General features: G+C 49.3%; 18 protein-coding genes. 10 read left to right on the top strand and 8 right to left on the bottom strand.

The annotated features are described in order from the left end of the window. Positions 1-13: 13 nt before the first annotated feature. A complete protein-coding gene (locus AAHB90_RS13220; protein ID WP_342085649.1) occupies positions 14-2,431 on the bottom strand; it encodes a TonB-dependent receptor in 2,418 nt (805 codons plus the stop codon). 121 nt (positions 2,432-2,552) lie between these two features. Here AAHB90_RS13220 and AAHB90_RS13215 point away from each other — a divergent pair, with 121 nt between their 5' ends. Further along, positions 2,553-6,305: a two-component regulator propeller domain-containing protein gene (locus AAHB90_RS13215; protein WP_342085648.1), complete on the top strand. Its 3,753-nt coding sequence runs from the start codon at positions 2,553-2,555 to the stop codon at positions 6,303-6,305. 112 nt (positions 6,306-6,417) lie between these two features. Here AAHB90_RS13215 and AAHB90_RS13210 read toward each other — a convergent pair whose 3' ends face one another. From AAHB90_RS13210 to AAHB90_RS13195, 4 genes are all read right to left on the bottom strand, one after another. Next, entirely contained in the window at positions 6,418-6,627 is a 210-nt protein-coding gene (locus AAHB90_RS13210) for a hypothetical protein (protein WP_342085647.1), read from the bottom strand. 90 nt (positions 6,628-6,717) lie between these two features. Continuing rightward, positions 6,718-7,050 (bottom strand): bacillithiol system redox-active protein YtxJ, encoded by a 333-nt coding sequence (gene ytxJ / locus AAHB90_RS13205; RefSeq protein ID WP_342085646.1) that lies wholly within the window; start codon positions 7,048-7,050, stop codon positions 6,718-6,720. 244 nt (positions 7,051-7,294) lie between these two features. Beyond that, positions 7,295-8,221: a S1C family serine protease gene (locus AAHB90_RS13200; protein ID WP_342085644.1), complete on the bottom strand. Its 927-nt coding sequence runs from the start codon at positions 8,219-8,221 to the stop codon at positions 7,295-7,297. 111 nt (positions 8,222-8,332) lie between these two features. Further along, on the bottom strand, positions 8,333-9,289 hold the full coding sequence (locus AAHB90_RS13195) for an NADP-dependent oxidoreductase (protein ID WP_342085643.1): 957 nt from the start codon (positions 9,287-9,289) through the stop codon (positions 8,333-8,335). Positions 9,290-9,384: 95 nt separating this feature from the next. Between AAHB90_RS13195 and AAHB90_RS13190 the strand changes: the two genes are divergently transcribed. Further along, positions 9,385-10,251 (top strand): AraC family transcriptional regulator, encoded by an 867-nt coding sequence (locus AAHB90_RS13190; RefSeq protein ID WP_342085642.1) that lies wholly within the window; start codon positions 9,385-9,387, stop codon positions 10,249-10,251. Here the strand turns inward: AAHB90_RS13190 and AAHB90_RS13185 are convergent, their stop codons facing one another. Further along, complete coding sequence (locus AAHB90_RS13185; RefSeq protein WP_342085640.1) at positions 10,252-12,249, bottom strand: T9SS type A sorting domain-containing protein; 1,998 nt, start codon at positions 12,247-12,249, stop codon at positions 10,252-10,254. 222 nt (positions 12,250-12,471) lie between these two features. On the opposite strand from AAHB90_RS13185, the gene AAHB90_RS13180 reads away from it, so the two are divergent. The 7 genes from AAHB90_RS13180 (at position 12,472) to AAHB90_RS13150 (ending at position 16,886) form a co-directional block, all read left to right on the top strand. Further along, entirely contained in the window at positions 12,472-12,858 is a 387-nt protein-coding gene (locus AAHB90_RS13180; protein WP_342085638.1) for a DUF2958 domain-containing protein, read from the top strand. A 106-nt stretch (positions 12,859-12,964) separates the two neighbouring features. Next, on the top strand, positions 12,965-13,903 hold the full coding sequence (locus tag AAHB90_RS13175; protein WP_342085637.1) for a ring-cleaving dioxygenase: 939 nt from the start codon (positions 12,965-12,967) through the stop codon (positions 13,901-13,903). Between the two features lie 83 nt (positions 13,904-13,986). After that, positions 13,987-14,616 (top strand): alpha/beta hydrolase, encoded by a 630-nt coding sequence (locus AAHB90_RS13170; RefSeq protein WP_342085636.1) that lies wholly within the window; start codon positions 13,987-13,989, stop codon positions 14,614-14,616. Next, complete coding sequence (locus AAHB90_RS13165; protein ID WP_342085635.1) at positions 14,613-15,329, top strand: pirin family protein; 717 nt, start codon at positions 14,613-14,615, stop codon at positions 15,327-15,329. The genes AAHB90_RS13170 and AAHB90_RS13165 overlap by 4 nt, the downstream gene beginning before the upstream one ends. Before the next feature lie 45 nt (positions 15,330-15,374). Continuing rightward, positions 15,375-15,680, top strand: a complete 306-nt coding sequence (locus tag AAHB90_RS13160) for a response regulator receiver protein (protein WP_342085634.1) — start codon at positions 15,375-15,377, stop codon at positions 15,678-15,680. 15 nt (positions 15,681-15,695) lie between these two features. Next, complete coding sequence (locus tag AAHB90_RS13155; RefSeq protein WP_342085633.1) at positions 15,696-16,274, top strand: Crp/Fnr family transcriptional regulator; 579 nt, start codon at positions 15,696-15,698, stop codon at positions 16,272-16,274. Between the two features lie 147 nt (positions 16,275-16,421). Next, positions 16,422-16,886, top strand: coding sequence for a PA2169 family four-helix-bundle protein (locus AAHB90_RS13150; RefSeq protein ID WP_342085632.1), 465 nt, complete (start codon positions 16,422-16,424; stop codon positions 16,884-16,886). 178 nt (positions 16,887-17,064) lie between these two features. On the opposite strand, the gene AAHB90_RS13145 is transcribed toward AAHB90_RS13150, so the two are convergent. Then, positions 17,065-17,559, bottom strand: coding sequence for a CinA family protein (locus tag AAHB90_RS13145; RefSeq protein WP_342085631.1), 495 nt, complete (start codon positions 17,557-17,559; stop codon positions 17,065-17,067). A gap of 56 nt (positions 17,560-17,615) precedes the next feature. Continuing rightward, positions 17,616-18,014: a hypothetical protein gene (locus AAHB90_RS13140; protein WP_342085630.1), complete on the bottom strand. Its 399-nt coding sequence runs from the start codon at positions 18,012-18,014 to the stop codon at positions 17,616-17,618. 300 nt (positions 18,015-18,314) lie between these two features. On the opposite strand from AAHB90_RS13140, the gene AAHB90_RS13135 reads away from it, so the two are divergent. Continuing rightward, a complete protein-coding gene (locus AAHB90_RS13135; protein ID WP_342085629.1) occupies positions 18,315-18,680 on the top strand; it encodes a hypothetical protein in 366 nt (121 codons plus the stop codon). Positions 18,681-18,721 lie beyond the last annotated feature (41 nt).

Here is an 18,721-nt window from a genome sequence, read left to right as displayed (position 1 = left end):
CGTTTGTAGAGCTCTATCCTTTGATGCGGTTTAACTCATCTTCCGACCCCGACCTGCGGCTGCGTGCTGCTTTGATTTCCTTGCTTCCAAAACGGTAGTTGAAATTAATACGCAGCATCTGACCTTCAAAGCGGAACCGCAGGCGCGTTTCGATTCCCGCATATGCCGATGTATAGCCGCCGCGTGCAGTATGGAAAACGTCGCTGAATGTGGCCTTTAAACTGGCATTATCCTTCCAGAATTTTTTCTGGACTCCCACATCCACCATTCCCATTTGCCAGTTGTAGTCGATACGGCGGTAGGGCGAGTTGTACCAGCCCGAGAGCTCGATTGTCCAGCTGTTTTTGAGCTTGAAAGTGTTCTGGCCGTTGAGATTAAATGCGGTCGTCCGGTTGTTGACGATGATGCCGTTGTCGAGCGCGGCCTTCCACAGATTGTGGTATCCGCTGACATTGAAATTCAATTCCCACCATTTGGTGATCGGCGTGGTAAGACTTATATCGAGACTGAAACCCTGTGAATAGTCGAGATTTTCGGTGATGAAATAGGTGCGGCTGCTATCGTAGGGAATGCGCAGGCCAACCACAGGGAACTTGGTGCGCCGGTAGCCGAATGAAGTTGTGAGTATGCCTTTGTATACGTGCGAAAGTTTGAAACTGTTGGCATACTCGGGTTTGAGGAACGGATTGCCCTTCGAATACACCAGCTCGTCGATGCGGTATTCGAAAGGGTTGAGGTTCTGGTAGCTCGGGCGATTGATACGGCGACTGTAATTGAGGTTCCAGGTGTGGTTCTTCGAAGCCCGGAACGAAATGGCGCCGCTTGGGAAAAAATTCAGATACGTGGTATCGACTTTGTCCAGGTCGTTATGCTTGTAGCTGGTCAGGTCGCCCAGCGATTTGGTATGCTCGGCACGAACCCCCGCTTGTATATCCCATTTTTTACCTAGCGAGATATTGTAGTTGATATAAGCCGCATATACGCGTTCGAGGTATTTGAACCGGTTGCTGCGGTTGGTATCAATCACTTCAACGTTCTGTAATACGTTGTAAAAATTGAATGTATTGTCTGATTTGACGTCCGAAAGTTTGACGCCATAGCCGAGCTTCCCTTTCCTGAATGGTTGCTCATAATCGATTTTGAATGATTTGATTGTGATATCTACGGGCGTTTTCGAAACATAATTCCGCTCGATCGGCTCGTCGCTGCCGGTCTGGAAGCGGTATTTATTGGGTTGGTAGCTGATCCCGCGCGAAGAAAACCGGCCATAGTCGGCGTCGACATTCAACTCGTGGCCGGTCGTGTCGGCATAGCGGTAGTTGATATTCAGGTTCAGGTTCTTGTTCTTCTCCGGGTTGGATGTCCGCGATGACAGGATCAGCGAGTCGGCTGTCAGATTGTTGCGCTTACTGATAAAGGTCTCGCTTTCCCCGCCGCCATTGTGGTTGCTAATGCGGCCGTTTGCGCTGAAACCAAGCGTGTTTTTGGAATTGATAAAATAGTCGGCGCCGATTTTAGCGCTATGCGTGGTATCGCGCCAGATGCCGTGCCACAGTTTGTTGTAGGCTACATTGTTGAGAATCTGATCGTCGTAGGTGGTATTGTGCCAGGCGCCCTGGTTGAAACCATAGTTGCCGAATACATTCAGCTTCTTGTCGCGGTGGTTCAGGTTTACCGATGCATTGTATTTTGGAGTAATACCAAACATACCTCCGAGGCTTACATTACCGTTGGTACCGAGCTTGGCATTCTTCTTCAAACGGATATTGATAATGCCGAGGTCGCCCGCTGCATCGAATTTAGCGGATGGATTCGTGATGATCTCAATGGCTTCGATATCCGCTGAGTTCATGCTCTTTAATGTGGAGGCGAGATCTTTCCCGGCCAGGGGCGAAGGCCGGCCGTCGATGTAGATCCGTACCCCGGTTTTGCCCCGCACCAGAATATTTTCGTCCCGGTCGACCTGCACGCCCGGGGATCGTTGCAGCAGATCGAGCGCATTAGAGCCAGTGGCGTTAATGCTCGCTTCTACATTGAAAACCATCCGGTCGTTTTTGACTTCGATGAGCGGCTTGGTGCCGGTCACTTTCACTTCATTCAATTGCTTCGCTTCGGGTAGCATCGAAATCGGTGGCAAACTGACATCCAGGCCGGCTACGTCGAACATCGCAGATTGATACATTTGCTGGCCTACCGCCGACACACGTACAAAATACCTGCCGTCGGGGATGCTGCCGAGTTTGAATGCGCCGTGCTCATCGGCGACGTCGGCTTTAACCAGGGTGGAGTCTTTGGATTGGTTGATAGAAACGGCGGCGAATCCGATGGTCTCATTTTGCTGGTTTTTAACAACGCCGCTTACCGTGTACGTCTGTGCGAAACCGGAGAAAGCAAGTCCATGAATCAGTAGGCTGAGTAGTAATTTTTTCATAAATGGCTAATATTCGTATAGCCCAAGGAGTAAGAATGACTTTAAATGTTGCATTAGGTCATAATTTTTCTACATTTAATCTGATAATCGACGTTCCTTACCCAGAATTGAAAGAAGTGCCATGAAAGCGATCTTGTATAAGATTGTATTATTATGCTTCCTATGCTTTCAGGATGTGATCGCCCAGGAATTTGCACCCAGGTTCCGGCGGTTCACCACCGAACTGGGACTGTCGCAAAGCCATGTCAGCGCCATCTTAAAAGATAACAGGGGCTTCATGTGGTTTGCGACAGAAGACGGCCTGAACCGGTTTGACGGCTACAAATACACGCATTATAAGCACGATCCAGCTAACCAGGCATCCATTCATGACAGCTTTGTATTGTCGCTGCTGGAAGACGAGGAAGGAACACTGTGGGTGGGCACATCCACCGGCCTTGACAGTTACGATCGGCTGACGGATCGCTTTATACATTACCCGCATCCGCGATATGGCTTGGCGATCAATACCATATTCCGCGACAGCCGTAACCGCCTCTGGCTCGGTACCGACAAAGGTCTTTACCTTTTTGACCGCAAACGCGGCACCTATCAGCTTTACCGGTACTCAGGCATGGGTATACGTTCGGGTAGCGAATTTGTGACCAGCATAGCAGAGGGTAAAGGTTATGTGCTTTTGGTAGGGACGGAAAAGGGTTTGTTTAAGCTGGATTTCAAATCAGGCACACTTGCCGCTTACGGGCCGGGCGCCGGTACAGGCAGCGCACAGAAGTCCGATTGGATTAAGGTACTTTATCCCGACGGGAAAGGGAATCTCTGGGTGGGGACACATGGCGGGGGCGTTTCGGTGCTCAATCCGTCGGGTGAAATTGACAGGCATTTTGCGCATGATCCGGCAGATCCATGGAGTCTGGCCCATAATGATATTCTTTCAATGGCTGCCGACGGCGCTGGAAAGCTCTGGATAGGTACCGAAAACGGCGGGATCAGCATATATGATCCGGTCATGAACCGGTTTTCCACTGTGCGCAACAACCCCGACGACCGCTATTCTCTGAGCAGCAACTCCGTTTACGCCATTTACCGCGACGATGCAGCGAATATGTGGATCGGTACCTATGCCGGCGGCGTATCATATCTACCTAAGTTCGGCCCCAAGTTCGATTCCTACCGTCAGAAAGTCGGTAACCCGAACAGCCTGAGCAACAATACAGTACTTGCTATCTGTGGCGATAGTACCAACGACGACATCTGGATCGGTACCGATGGGGGCGGCCTGAACCGGTTCAATCGTAAAACGAAGAATTTTACTTTCTACCGGCACCGGGAGGGAGATCCCCGCTCGATTTCCAACGACTATGTGATCTCTGTGATCTGGGTTTCACGGGACGTGCTTGGCCTGGGTTTTCATAATGGTGGATTTGATTTCTTCAATGTAAAGACGGAGGCAGTCGAGCATCATATTCCTGAAAAAAATAACCCTAACAGCCTTTCAATTCTGGACGTCAACAATATGACCAGGGACCGTGATGGCAACCTTTGGATCGGAACATGGAAGGGAGGACTCAATTTTTACGATGTCAAAACAAAAGAATACACGCATTACCGGCACAATACGGGCGATCCTGCAAGTATCAGTGGCGACATCATAGCGACGATTTATCAGGATAAGAACGGAAATATATGGGTAGGGACCTTCAATGGCCTCGACCTTCTTTTACCCGACCGCAGCGGTTTTAAACATTTCCGAAATGATCCGAAGAACCAGTCGAGCATCTCCCATAACAAGGTACAATCGATTCTGGAAGCGGAAAACGGTGATCTCTGGATAGGTACGGTGGGCGGCGGACTTTGCTATTTCGATCAGAAAAAGCAGGCATTCAAGTCGTTTAGTGAAAAGGACGGGCTGGCAAGTAATGTCGTCTTTGGCATTCAGCGCGATAGTAAGGGGAATTTGTGGCTTAGCACGAACAAAGGCATCTGCAAATTTAACCCTCATACCAAGGTATTTAGAACTTACGGGGTTTATGACGGCCTTCCTGGTAACGAATTCCGCGATAATTCGCGGTTTCAAACCACCGACGGGCAGATGTATTTCGGGGGTATCAATGGTTTCATCAGCTTTTACCCCGACAAACTGCGGTACAATGACTTCGTTCCGCCGGTTTACATCACCGATTTTCAGATATTCAATCGCCAGGTTGTTACCGGCGCTGACGATCATATCTTGAATAAGCAGATCAGCGAGGTCAGAAACATTACCATTTCTCATGACCAATCGGTGATCACGTTCGAGTTCGCTGCATTGAGCTATACCGTGGCCGAGAAGAATCAATATGCCTATATGCTGGAAGGTTTCGATACAGATTGGAACTACTCGGGCAACAAGCGTACGGCGACCTACACCAACCTCGATCCGGGTACCTATACATTTAAAGTCAAAGCTTCGAACAACGACGGTTTGTGGAATGAAACGGGTGTGGCCGTCGAACTGGTCATTACGCCGCCTTTCTGGCTGACCTGGTGGTTCCGCTTGCTGAGCGTCATCGTGATTGTAGCGATGATCGTGGCCTTATATCAGATCAGAACTTACACGATCCGTAAGCAGAAGCGGGTTTTGGAGCAGCAGATCCAGGAAAGGACCAAGCAGCTCGAACGCGCGATAAGCGAACAGCAAATGGCCGTGGAAAAGGCAGAACTGGCAAACCGGGCCAAAAGCGCCTTTTTGGCGACTATGAGCCACGAGATCCGGACGCCCATGAATGGGGTGATCGGGCTCGCATCCCTGCTGGCGGAAACCGAGCTCACCGAGGAGCAGCGCAATTTTACCAAATCGATCCAGACTTCCGGGAAGGATTTGCTGAACGTGATCAACGACATTCTCGATATTTCCAAAATAGAATCGGGGAATATGGAGCTCGAAGAAAACGAGTTTGGATTGAAGACCTGCATTACCGAAGTGATGAGCCTTCTCAGGGCCAAAACGGTTACCCAGCTGTTGAACCTGACATTGAAAATTGATGATAATGTGCCGTCCTACATCGTGGGAGACCGCCTGAGACTTGGCCAGATCGTGACCAATCTGGTAGGCAACGCCGTGAAATTCACGCCGCGGGGCGAGGTGCATGTGCATGTATACGTGATCGCGCAAGAGGATAAGGATGTCCGGCTGGGCTTCGAAGTTACCGACACAGGCATCGGCATTGCTGCAGATAAGCTCGACAAGCTTTTTAAGCCTTTTTCGCAGGTCGATTCATCAACAAGCAGGCAATACGGGGGCACGGGCCTTGGATTGGTAATCTGTGAAAAACTGACAGCGCTCATGGGCGGCGGCATTGAAGTGAAGAGCGAGCCTGGCAAGGGAAGTAAGTTTCGGTTTTCGATTGCGGCGAAAATCGCTCAGGACATACATGAACCGAAAGCCACCAGTCCGGACAGCGACGATTCGCGAAGAAAACTACATTCAGATTTTGCCGGGCAGTTTCCGATGTCGATCCTCGTTGCAGAAGATAATAAGGTGAACCAGATTGTGATCATGAACACGCTAAGCAGGCTCGGTTACCGCGCGGATCTGGCACAAAACGGGCTGGAAGTTCTGGATCAAATGCAAAAAAACGATTATGATGTAATCCTGATGGACATGCAGATGCCGCAAATGGACGGACTGGAGGCTACCCGGCGGATTAGGGCAGAGCATACCAAACATCCTTTTATCATTGCCATGACCGCCAATGCTTTGCAGCAGGACAAGGAGAAATGTTTTGAGGCCGGAATGGACGATTATCTCAGCAAGCCGGTGATCCTCGACGATCTGGTTGTGCTGCTGAGGAAGTGGGCAATCCGTCTTGAAATGCGTGCATCGGGCAGCGTATGATTTTGTTCTCAAACTCCGGAGGAGGGCATTATGCAAAAAGAGCAGCCTGAAAGCTGCTCTTCTGCGTTTGTATATGATGAAGTGTTAATAAGCCTAGGTTTAATTTGTTGTTTTATAATGTCTTAAAAAAATCCGTTCCAATGAACCCGGACCCGGATTCTTTTCCTTCACCTTCACGCCTGACGAAGGCAACTGCATCATCGGTAAGCAACTCTTTGAGGTGCTTACCTCCGAAATCATCATAGTACCAAATCCATACCATTTTTTCGGAGACGATCGAATAATGCAGGCCCGTCATAGTTTCTGTTTGTTGATGAGACAAATTTATGGATTATTTCCTTATTAATGGAAATAATCCATAAAATATTTTTTGATAACACAGGTTGCCTGGGTAATGGTCCTTGGATGAGCCTTAATTCAAAGAAGCCAGGGAGTCACGTAAGGAAACGTCTTCATGAGAAGCGTCGTAAACGCATTGCCCGCCCTTAACGACCAGAATTTGGGGAGATTCGTGCTCAACGCCAAAATTGCTGGCGATGGCCTGAGACTCTTTACGGTTCTGAATCACATCTACGATATAAATAGGTATTTCAATATGGGAAGCGGCATTCACTTCTGATTTAAGCTGCCGGTAAGCCATCAGGCTGGTCGCGCAGCGGGGACTGTGTTTATAGATGATGGAGTAATCGGCCGACTGATAAATGCTATCTACTTCTTGTTCACTGCTAATGGTAATCCAGTTCATAACCTGTAAGGAATTTTGTCAAACTAATTGCAACAGGTTACACAACACAGAAAGTGTAGTTTTTCATTCCATTTAAATTGAAAAAGCGCCCTGGTATTCTGTCAGTGCATAAATCTCTCTGTTTAGCCGCGAGGGGAAAGTACGGGGAACCGCTCGGAGAATCTGATGCTGGAGACAATCTGTAAAATGCAAAAGGTGCTTCAAATCAAATTGATTGAAACACCTTTTAGCCATTTACGCGAGGCTAAGCCTTCTTCTCAACCGGAACGATGATGAAATTGAGCAGCTCCGTGTGCCGGATTACCGAAATGTCTGTCATGCTGAGAATGTCACGGCTGGTTAGTGCTTTGAACAATTCATTGGAATTACTCACGGGCTTACCGTTGAATGAAACGATAATGTCGCCTTCCAGAAGCTGTGATCTTGATGCTGGCGTGTCCGGCTCGATACGCGTGATAAAAATCCCGTGGTGGTTGGGAAGCTTATGATGCTGGCGAACTCGTTCATTGACCGGAACATCCTGTAATTGTAAGCCCAGGTACGCCTTGAATACCTTTCCGTCGCGGATAAGTTGCCGCGCAATCTCTTTTGCAGTATTAATATCCACAGAAAAGCTCAGCCCCTGCGCACCCTGAATGACAGCCGTGTTCACACCGATCACTTCGCCGTCGGTATTGATCATGGGGCCGCCCGAGTTGCCGGGGTTCAGCGCCGCGTCCGACTGGATTACATTATCGACAAAACGTCCCGACTGTGTTTGCAAGGTACGGCCCAGGGCGCTTACCACGCCTGTGGTGACCGTGTGCTGGTAACCATAGGGGTTCCCGATCGCGATCACGAACTGTCCGATCTGTAATACTCCTGAATCGCCGAGTCTGGCAACGGAATAACCCTGCGTGTAAATTTTCAGGATCGCCAGGTCGGTATCGGGATCTTTCCCTATCAGCGTCGCTTCGATCTCGTTCTCATTCAGCAAACTCACCATGATCTTTTCCGCTCCGTCGACCACGTGGCTGTTGGTGAAGATAAGCCCGTCCGAAGAGAAGATGAATCCTGATCCGGATCCTGCGGGGCGGATTTTTCCGTTGACTGTCTTGAATATATCGATTTTTACAACGGCGTTTTTGATCTGATCAACCGCGCCGATGATCATAGTTGAAAAGGTGTCCATTGCTGCTGGGTATTGTTTTAATAGCGCCCATTCAAAAAGCTATCCAGCAGGCTTTCAATGCCAAAGTGGCGTGCCGCGGATGTGCAACGCGCCAAAAGGGCATAATCTGCATCAGGGTAGGGTTACCACGATCTTTCCAAGCGTTTTTCCGGATTCTATTGCGTCATGCGCTTTGGCCAGTTCTTCAAAAGGGTAGGCTGCCGATACATGGGAGCGTACCGCGCCGGAGTCGAGGAGCCTGGCCAATTGTTGCATGTCCCCGCCGTTAGAAGCAACGTTCAGCGTGTGGGCATAAAGCTTCTTTTCCTGGACCTTGCCGACCAGTTGTTCACCGGTAAAGGGCACCAGCAGTGCTATAATCCTGCCTCCTTCCTTAACCGCATCCAGCGAGCGGAATATGTGGTCACCCGGTAGCGGATCGATCACAAGGTCTGCGTCGTTGACGAGGTCTTCAAACCTGACGGCAGCATAGTCGATGAATTCGTCTGCGCCGAGGCCGAGAATGAAATCTTTTTTGCCGGCGGAGCCTGTTCCGATCACGCGGGCGCCCAAATGCTTTGCGATTTGCACGGCGTAATGGCCGACACCCCCGCCTGCCCCGTGGATCAATACTTTTTCTCCGGCCTTTACTTTTCCGTAGGTCACTAGCGCCTGCCAGGCCGTCAGCGCGGCGAGTGTGGCTGCTGCCGCTTCATTGTGAGATACACTGTCTGGCTTCAATGCAAGCTGGTCGGCAGGGGCTGCCACATATTCGGCGTATGCTTTGCCGTGCCCCCGAAAGTTGACCATTCCGAAAACTTCGTCGCCCGCTTTCCATTGCGTAACCTTTTTACCGACAGCTTCGACAATACCGGAAATATCCCAGCCAATTATGACCGTTTCACCAGGCTGCGGCATCAAGAACATGTCAAGCGCAAATGGATGGTTTCTGACAAATGCATCGACCGGGTTGATTCCTATGGCTTTCACGCGGACAAGCACTTCGTCTTCGTTGATTTCCGGTGTAGGAATTTGGCTTAATATCAGGTTTTCGGCTCCTCCGTTTTTTGCTAATGTGATGGCTTTCATGATTTGCAATAGTTTGATTTGATGTGTGCAAATTTCGAAGGCCGCCGGTATTTTCTGGTTGTAAAAATTTGGGTTAAATCGGTACCTTTGCCGGTATGCATATCCATCATATCCATCAGCCTTTCGATGTTCTTCTGGTAACGGTCGATGAATGCCCTATTAAGGAGCATAAGAATACCTTTATCGAGTTGGTATATATGTTTGACGGGGCAGGGGTTTATCACATCAACCAGAACGAGTTTAGGTACCAGAAGGAAAACCTGTTTCTGGCAATGCCTATGGACTTGCATTATACCGAGGTGAAGGAAACGACTTCATTTATGTTTATCCGCTTCAATAACATTTATCTGAACGCCCAGAAAGCCCGGGATGAGCACAGCAACCTGGGCGACTGGATTCATAAATTGGAATATATCTTCCACAACAACAATCACTTGCAGGGCTGTATCCTCCGCAATGTGCATGACAAGCCGCTGGTAAGGGCACTGATGGAGGCGATTAGGCAGGAGTATTCCAACAGGCAAACGCTGCATACCGAGCTTGTCCAGCAGCTGCTTAATACATTATTGACGGTCGTTGCAAGAAATATCACAACACACATCCCGGAGAAGACCAAGCTTGCCCAGAATACTTCCCTAGACATTATTCATTACATTCACCAAAATATTTACAACCCGGAAATGCTGCGTGCGGAGCGCATTGCGTCGCACTTTAACCTGTCGCTCAATTACCTGAGCGAATACTTCAAAAAGCACACGCACGAGACCTTGCAGCATTATATTATCAATTACAAAATAGCGTTGGTGGAGATCCGTCTGAAACACAGCGATATGCGTATTAATGAAATAGCTGCCGAACTGGGTTTTACAGACGACAGCCATCTCATTAAAACGTTCAGAAAACACCGCGGTATGAGCCCGCTCGAATACAGGCGGGAGGCTTTTGCGGTGACGTGGGCCTGACTATTTCACAATTTTCAGCTCGCGGCCGTCCACAGACACCACATAAAGTCCTTTTGGCAGACCAGCGGTATTCAACCGAATGGATTTCTCCCCGGTTTGAGCGCTTTGCACCAATTTACCTGTGCTGTTAAAAATATCAATGCGGTTTAATGCCTGCGATGATTCCACGTTGATCAGATCGGAAGCGGGATTCGGGAAAATGCGCACTGTTTCATTTCCTTCGACACGGACACTCACAATGCGGGTCATATCGGACAGGCCATCGGCATCCACTTCTTTCAGGCGGTAATAGTAGGTTCCCCTGGGAAGGAATTCGTCTTCATAGTGATAAAAGGAGCTGTTTAGCGAATTGCCCATCGCATTTATACTCTTTATCGTCGTAAAAACGCGCGAATCGTTACTTCGTTGGACTTCAAAATGGGAGGCATTCACCTCGGAGGCAGTCGCCCAGTCGAGCCTTACGCGCCCATTGGTACCCATGCGCGCACTGAACGATTGCCAGGTCACCGGAAGAGGGGTTGCCAATACGTTCAATGCCGGTGAGAAAATGGTGTTGCGGTTGGGGTCGATGACTTTCAGTTTATACAAACCTGTTCCGACAGTCCATTGCTGCGCCGTGTTCTGTACCTGGTTGCAGTCGCCGGCGTTGAGCCAGTTGTACTGATGATCGCCCGGCAGCGACGGGCCTGTGAATGTGACCTGCGAACTGCCGGACACGTAGGTGGCGCCCACAACCGGTGGCGGCGTGGCTGAGTACGGGGCCGATTGGCTTAGAAAATCTGGTGTGATCTTATCTGCCCAAAAGCCTGCAAGGTGGATCAACCCGGAATAGATTTGCCCGTCTGGTGAAGGTGTGACGCCGTCGCCGCGGAAATGGATCTCGTCATGACGGTATTCGATACTGTAATAGGGATCTGTTTCGGGGCCCTGAAATACGTGTGGATAGAGACCGTCCTTGTTGATCAGCTCGTTCTGTGCATTTACGACGTTGTTGGAGACGCGCGTGGCACCGTTGACGGTAAACCTCGAGGCACGCGCCACGACCCATGCCAGGTTGGGCTTGCCCGTAAGGTTGCGACTGGCATTTACCACGTCCCAGAGCGCGGATAAGTACCTGTTGTAAGTATTATCTCCGGGTTGTTCGATGAAATTATCTGTTTCGCCCTGATGCCACAAAACAGCTCTCACGCCCAACTGGGCAATGTAGTTGTTCAGGGCAAGTCGCAAATGCCCGAATGGCAGGCCCGCCGGGAAGGTGTAACCGAATGGACTGGTGGTTACTCCATTAGGGTCGATGCTCTGTTTCCAGTTATCGATTCCGGTACTCGACCAGCCGCCATTGAATATCATAACGGGTACCCGCAGCTTTTCATAGATTTTGTCGCCAAACGAGCCCCAGCACCACGCATAATTACCGAACGGTGCGGTCTTGACATTCGCATCGAGGTGAACAAATTCGGGGCAGGGGAGCTGCACGTTCGGGTAAGGTGTGATGGTAGACGTGGAAGGATCGACATTCTGGAAATTGACGCTATTGACCTGATCGTACGCCGCGCCAGGTCCGTTGGGGTTCGAGTCACCGCCGGTTGAATTGGACTGCCCGGCCACTACAAATACCTCGCCTACACCTACACGCGCCAGTGTGGTGACAGCCGAAGTACCCCCTGACGAGACACCTCGCGCTTCCAGTTGATACCAGCCACCTTTCAAATGGACAAATCCCATAAACTGACCCGCGGAAATCTGGTCGTCGAGCGTCGTCCAGCTTCCATCGGCAGGAAACTGTTGTCCCTCACCCGGAACGCGGGGCGTAAGCCTTACTTCGATCTTCTGAAAGGGCTGCGTCACGTACCCGCCTATATATACGTCGGCTTCATTTGCATTGTCGCGCTGAAAAACGGCCCGCTCTGTCGGAAAGGTTACTACAACCTGGGACAGGGCTTTGTACGCGCTTAATAGAATGAGTAATAAAATGAAGGTTGATAGATTTCTTTTCATACGTAATTTTTTAGTTGGATGTATAGAATTTATTCTACTTTAATGCGACTCAAAATGCCAAAAAATACCTGCACATTCCGAAATGGAGCGTATACGTAATTTCGCGGGAAGTTGTGGAAGGATAATAGTTACGGAAAGGTAGGCAAATAAGTGATCTAAAACGCGCTGAATGTAGTGTCCATTTATTTTATGGCGCACGGGAAAAAGCCCTAAATTTGCCGCATGTCAAAAATGATCCCGCAAAACCTGATCGAAATTATGATCCACAATGCGCAAGAGGTCCAAAACCAGCTTGCAAAGGATCATGCGCCCGTTGTGAAACTACATTCCAAATATGGCAAGGCCGTCTGGCTTCTCTCCGAACTAGACCCGGTCAGCAATATCGCGTTCGGCCTTTGCGACCTGGGACAGGGTAATCCGGAACTGAGCTACGTCTCGCTTTCGGACCTTGCAAGCATCAAGCACGCCCGGCTGAAAGTGCCTATGGTAGAGACGGATCCTGTATTCGAAGGGAAATACCCGATGAGTGTATATCTGAAAGCCGCAAAGTCCGCGGGCCGGGTGGTGGAGGATGATCATGTGCTCACGAGCGTTGGTACAGCCGAATAATTTTTAAAAGCTTCTGTTTTCTTGTCCTAGTTCAATGCCCTGCCCCTGGCTGAGGGTGTACCTTTGTATCATCAAAAAGAAAGAAACATCTTAACTGGACAAGACAATGGAAAATACAATCAACGGCCTCCACCACATTACAGCCATCGCTGGTGACGCTAAAACTAACTACGATTTTTATACAAGGGTATTAGGACTCCGAATGGTGAAAAAAACCGTCAATTTTGACGATCCTAATACTTACCACTTTTACTACGGGGATGAAAACGGTACTCCCGGCTCAATCCTGACCTTCTTTCCCTGGGGTAATCAAATTCCCGAAGGCCGTCGCGGAACCCGCCAGGCAACCGAGATCGGCTATTCTGTGCCAGAGGGAAGTCTGGATTTCTGGTTGAAAAGACTGGATGCCAACAAAATAACCTATAACAAACCTGCCGAGAAATTCGGGGAGCAATATCTGACTTTCCTCGATCCCGACGGTTTGAAGTTTGAACTCACGGTACCCAAAATCACAGATAACCGGATTCCCTGGACGACTTCCGAGGTGGGTGCGGAACATGCGACACGCGGCTTCCATAATGTGACGATCACCACGAACAAGATCGAAGAAACTGCCAAAGTGTTGACCGATATATTCGGCTACCGACTGGCCGAGCAGCACGTGAACCGCTTCCGGTTTGTTACCGACGCGGTTGAAAATGCAAATATCGTCGATCTGGTAGAGGCTCCCGGTGAAAGGGCAGGTCATGTGGCCAAAGGTTCGGTTCACCACATTGCATTCCGCGTTGCAAATGACGATATCCTGATGGAGTTCCGTAAAAAAGTACTGGACGCAGGATTGCAGATTACCGATAAGATCGACAGAAACTACTTCTATTCGCTCTATTTCCGCGAACCAGGTGGTGTTTTGTTCGAAATCGCCAGCGACAATCCCGGTTTTGCAACTGATGAAACTGTCGAGCAACTGGGTTCAGGTTTAATGCTCCCTCCTCAGTACGAACCTCGCAGAGAGCAGATCGTGAAAGTGTTGCCGGTACTTAATTAATGTCGAATGATTGAATGATTGAATGACCGAATAAAATCTATTCAATCATTCAGTCATTCAATCATTCAAAATTCAAAACTGTCATGTACACCCATAACAAACAATTCATCACAAGCGGACTGCCTGTGCAGCAGGCCAAAAAGGCGATCGTTATGCTGCATGGCCGGGGCGGGACTGCTGCCGATATTATTTCCCTGCAAAAGGTTTTGAAACTGGAAGATATAGCGATTTATGCGCCGCAGGCGACTAATAACAGTTGGTACCCATACAGTTTTATGGCCCCGGTTGCGCAGAACCAGCCTGCGCTGGACTCGGCATTGGCACTCGTCGGCGACGTTGTCGCTGAAATAGAAGCGGCCGGTATTCCTGCTAGTCAAATCTATTTCGCCGGTTTTTCTCAGGGCGCTTGTCTGACCCTGGAATATACTTCACGCAATGCCCGGAGATATGGCGGGATTATTGCTTTTACAGGAGGTCTGATCGGCCAGGAGTTGGCGATCGGAAATTACAAGGGGGATTTCCAGCAGACACCAGTATTCATATCCACCGGTAATCCTGATCCTCATGTGCCCGTGTCGCGTGTGCAGGAGAGCGTCACGATGCTGGAAGATATGAATGCAATCGTTAACCAGGTGATTTATCCCGGCAGGCCGCACACAATTTCAGGAGAAGAAGTTCAATTAGTGAACAACACGATTTTAAAGAAATCATGAAAAACCCCGTTCTGCATCCGGCTGCGTCGCGTTTCTACGCCGACCATGGATGGCTCAAAAGTGCCCAGACTTTTAGTTTTCATGGAAACTACGACCCGCAGCGCATCCAGTTTGGTGCATTGCGGGTGTTGAACGATGATACCGTCCACGGCGGCAAAGGTTTCGGCCGGCACCCGCACGACAACATGGAGATCATCTCGATCCCGCTCGAAGGCACTTTGGAGCATCAGGACAGTATGGGAAATACGGCTTTGATTCGCCGGGGCGAAATCCAGGTAATGAGCGCCGGCACCGGTGTTTATCATACAGAGTTTAACAAGGATCAGGACGAGCCGGTAAGTTTTCTTCAGATATGGTTATATCCCAATAAACTGAATGTGGAGCCCCGTTATGATCAGGTAGCATACGCCTCGGCCGACCTGCACAACCGCTTTCAGCAAATCCTTTCACCCGATCCGGACGACGAAGGTGTTTGGATCAATCAGGATGCCTGGTTTCATCTGGGCGAGTTCGATAAGGGTTTCGAAACCAGTTATGAGCTTAAAAAAGACGGAAATGGTCTATATGTGTTTGTGATTGAAGGAAATATTGAAGTCGATGGTCAACTGCTTTCTGCGCGTGACGGCTATGGGTTTTGGCCCGGATCGCCAGTGTCGATAAAGGCGGCGGAGAAAAGCTTCCTGCTATTGATGGAGGTTCCCGAAAAATGGTAGAATATCAACCCGCCGGCTGGGTCGGCCGGCAAATCGATTCGTAACATGTCGCAAATCAATATTTTGGCAATAGCCAACCATCCTGAAATCCTGGAAACGATTATCCGGTTGATCAATCAGAACGAATCCTGGCACGGTATTCCGGTCGGTTCTTTCAAAGAAGCCGAAGAGGTACTTCGTTTAAATTCGATCGATTTAGTACTTTTGGGCGTCGGTGTTGATGAGGAAACCGGTGAACGAATAACGTCGCTGTGCCGCTCCATTGACCCGAACATTGTCTGTTTACGCCACTTCGGGGGCGGTAGCGGGCTGCTTTATTCTGAGATCCGGCACGCGTTGGCCGGAGGCTAACCTATCAACCGGATTATGTTTGAAAAGATTAACAACTATGCACTGAGGTGTCTGCCGTTCACCGCGGAGAACCTGGAATATTTCGACTCGTTACTTCAATTCAAATCATATCCCAAAAAAACTTTCCTGTTACAGCAAGGCGAGGTTTGCCAATTTGAAGCTTACATTCTTAAAGGCTGCATCCGCACGTATTATATCGACAGCGAAGGAGCCGAGGTAACCTTGCAATTTGCCGTCGAGGATTGGTGGGTAAGCGACATTACCAGCTTTCATAACCAGACGCCCAGCCACGTTTATATCGAGACGCTCGAAGATTGTGAAGTGCTGATCCTGACACCGGAAACCAAGGAGAAATTACTGGCGAATGTTCCGGGTTTTGAGCGGATGTTCCGCCTTATGGTGCAGCGCAACCTGGCGCAGACGCAGGAACGGCTGTTCAGGACTATCTCTACCAGCGCGGTCGAAAAGTACCTGGACTTTCTCAATCGCTATCCGGCTATTCCACAGCGTGTTGCGCAGCATTACATCGCTTCATACCTTGGTTTTTCTCCTGAATTTCTGAGCAAGGTCAGAAGGAAGCTTAGTGAAAAATAGCGCTGGCCGGAGTCAGTAAGTGGCTCATTACCTGCATATACGGCGCAAAAACCTCCACAAAATCATAGACAGTTGGCGCCATATGGCTCCTTAACGCAATGGAACAATAGTTTTTACACAGTGCCGCATCACTAATCATGAAACATCATGTCACAAAATGCAGCAATCATAGAAACTCTGAATGACCTGATCCTGATCAACAACGACCGCATCGTCGGCTACGAAAAAGCTTACGACGAAACCGAGACCAGCGACACAGACCTTCGCTCGCTCTACAATAGCCTGGCGAACCATAGCCGTGACAATGTGCTTGAATTAAGCGGAGAAGTTAAGGCATTGGGTGGCGAACCGGCTACGGGTACTATGGTATCAGGTAAGCTGTACCGAATATGGATGGACGTCCGGGCCGCATTCAGCAGCGATGGCCGCAAAACTTCACTGGAAAATTCAGAATTTGGTGAAGACGCCGCGCAAAAAGCCTACGATTCAGCGCTTGAATCGGATGAATTAACGCCTGAACTGCGGGCGCTGATCACGCGCCAGAAAGCGACGCTGAAAAGTGGTCACGATACGATCAAGCGGCTCCGGGATTCGGAGAAGGTATATCACTAAGCATTCAACAAATTGCTTTTCATCAGCAAACATTCGAGGCCGGCTATCAACCGGCCTCGTTTTTTAACTATTGAATTGTTCGGATTAGTTGTCATGTTTTTTCCTGGTAGAATCCGCATTCAGGTTGGGGCACCTTGCCTGCGGGGTGGCGCAGGATCACTCGGGCAAACCCCGATTTTCATACCTGATCGCTGGCTACGGGAATTTCTGAGAGAATAAGCAGGGCAATCCGATCGATGCATTGCAGCACGATTTCCTCCGGCGAGCCGGAGAATACTTCCCGGATCGCCACAGACTTTCTCCTTGTGCAGAGATGGACGAACATGGTACCAACCGGCTTTTCGGGCGTTTCGCTCCCGCCGGGACAGGTAAGGCCCGTGACGGCTATGTGGAGGTCGGCCGGAATAAAGGTTTGAAGCCGCTCGGCGAGCTCACGTGTCACTTCCGCACTCTCGGGCGTGAAATGGCGTAGCATGTCCTTGGGTACGTGCAGTATACTTTCTTTTAATGAGGCGTCGTAACACACCAGACCGCCTTTTAGTATGCTTCCCGATTCGGGGCACATGGAAAACTCGGCGGAAAGCCGGCCGGCGGTGGCACTTTCGACGAATGCAATCGTAAGCTGGCGCTCTGAGAGCGCCTGACTGCATTGCATGACAATCGTTGATGGCATAATTGGCTGATTAGTTTTTGGCCGGTACGATCAAAAACTCTGCCAGCCATCCGGCATCATTCCTTGTAAGTGGTGATGAGGATTTCCGAATCCGCCAACGCGCTGATCGAGTGAGGGACGTGTGCGTGGAAGGACATCATTTGGCCATTTGTGGTGTAAAATACCCGGCCCTCAGTTTCCACTTTCAGTTCCCCCGACAAAACCTGGAATGTAAGGCACTCATCAATCGAATGGTCATTGACCTTCGCGCCCGATTTCAGGATGGCGATGACAATGGTGGTTTTGTCCGATTTGTAGACAGTAATGGCATTTCGGTCATTCTTTGTCCAGGATTTTTCCGATCTGAGCTGGTCGATATACATGGGAATATCGGTGAAAACATATGGAGCGTCCAAGATGCGGTCTCCCTCTGGACGGTTGCCGGTCGAGTGGTTCGATTTGATTTCCATTGACATGGTGAATAAGGGTTGATCAATAGGTTTTCCAACTCAGGAAAATCATGCCATTCTGATATTAGTCGTCATTTTAATAAATTTTATAAAAAAAATACTATTAAAGCAACCTTTCGACCGACTTGCAGTGTGGGTAAGTTTTTTGTAACTGAATTGCTTTTTACCGTGAAATACTTGGCTCAAACGAATGACTTTTGCCTTTTGATCACAAGATCGACCGTTCAATAAATGAAATAGTACTTTTTGTAGAGTTAATCCATTATTTTTGGACATCACACTCTTAACTAAAATTTAGCTGTGGAAATGAATAACAGGGAAATCGGCGCTACACTTATTCTGGCCTGCATGGTAGCTTTTTGGACTTTATCGTCTATTCGCAAGCGGATCGCAGAGGAGAGAAAGAAGAAGATTCTCAAAGAAGGCGTTCAGGCGAACGCCACCGTGCTGGCCATCCGGCCGACGGGTGAATACCTCAATAACCTGCCGGAATTTCAGGTGCAGGTACAGGTGAAGGCGAAAGCTGGGAACGATTTTGTTTCGGAAATGCGGGAGGTACTTCCTTATTCAAAATACGATTCTCTCCGCAAAGGCACTCAAGTACTCATCAAATACGATCCTGAATATTATAAGAGAGCGATCTTCCTGCAAATGGCAGAAACGCTTATCTGAATGTAGATCTTTACCGTTTCATAGAAAAGGGCCTCGAAAGG

It is taken from the genome of Dyadobacter sp. OTU695 (genome assembly GCF_038440355.1).
Taxonomy (GTDB): Bacteria; Bacteroidota; Bacteroidia; order Cytophagales; family Spirosomataceae; genus Dyadobacter.
This window is presented reverse-complemented; position numbering and strand designations above follow the sequence as displayed.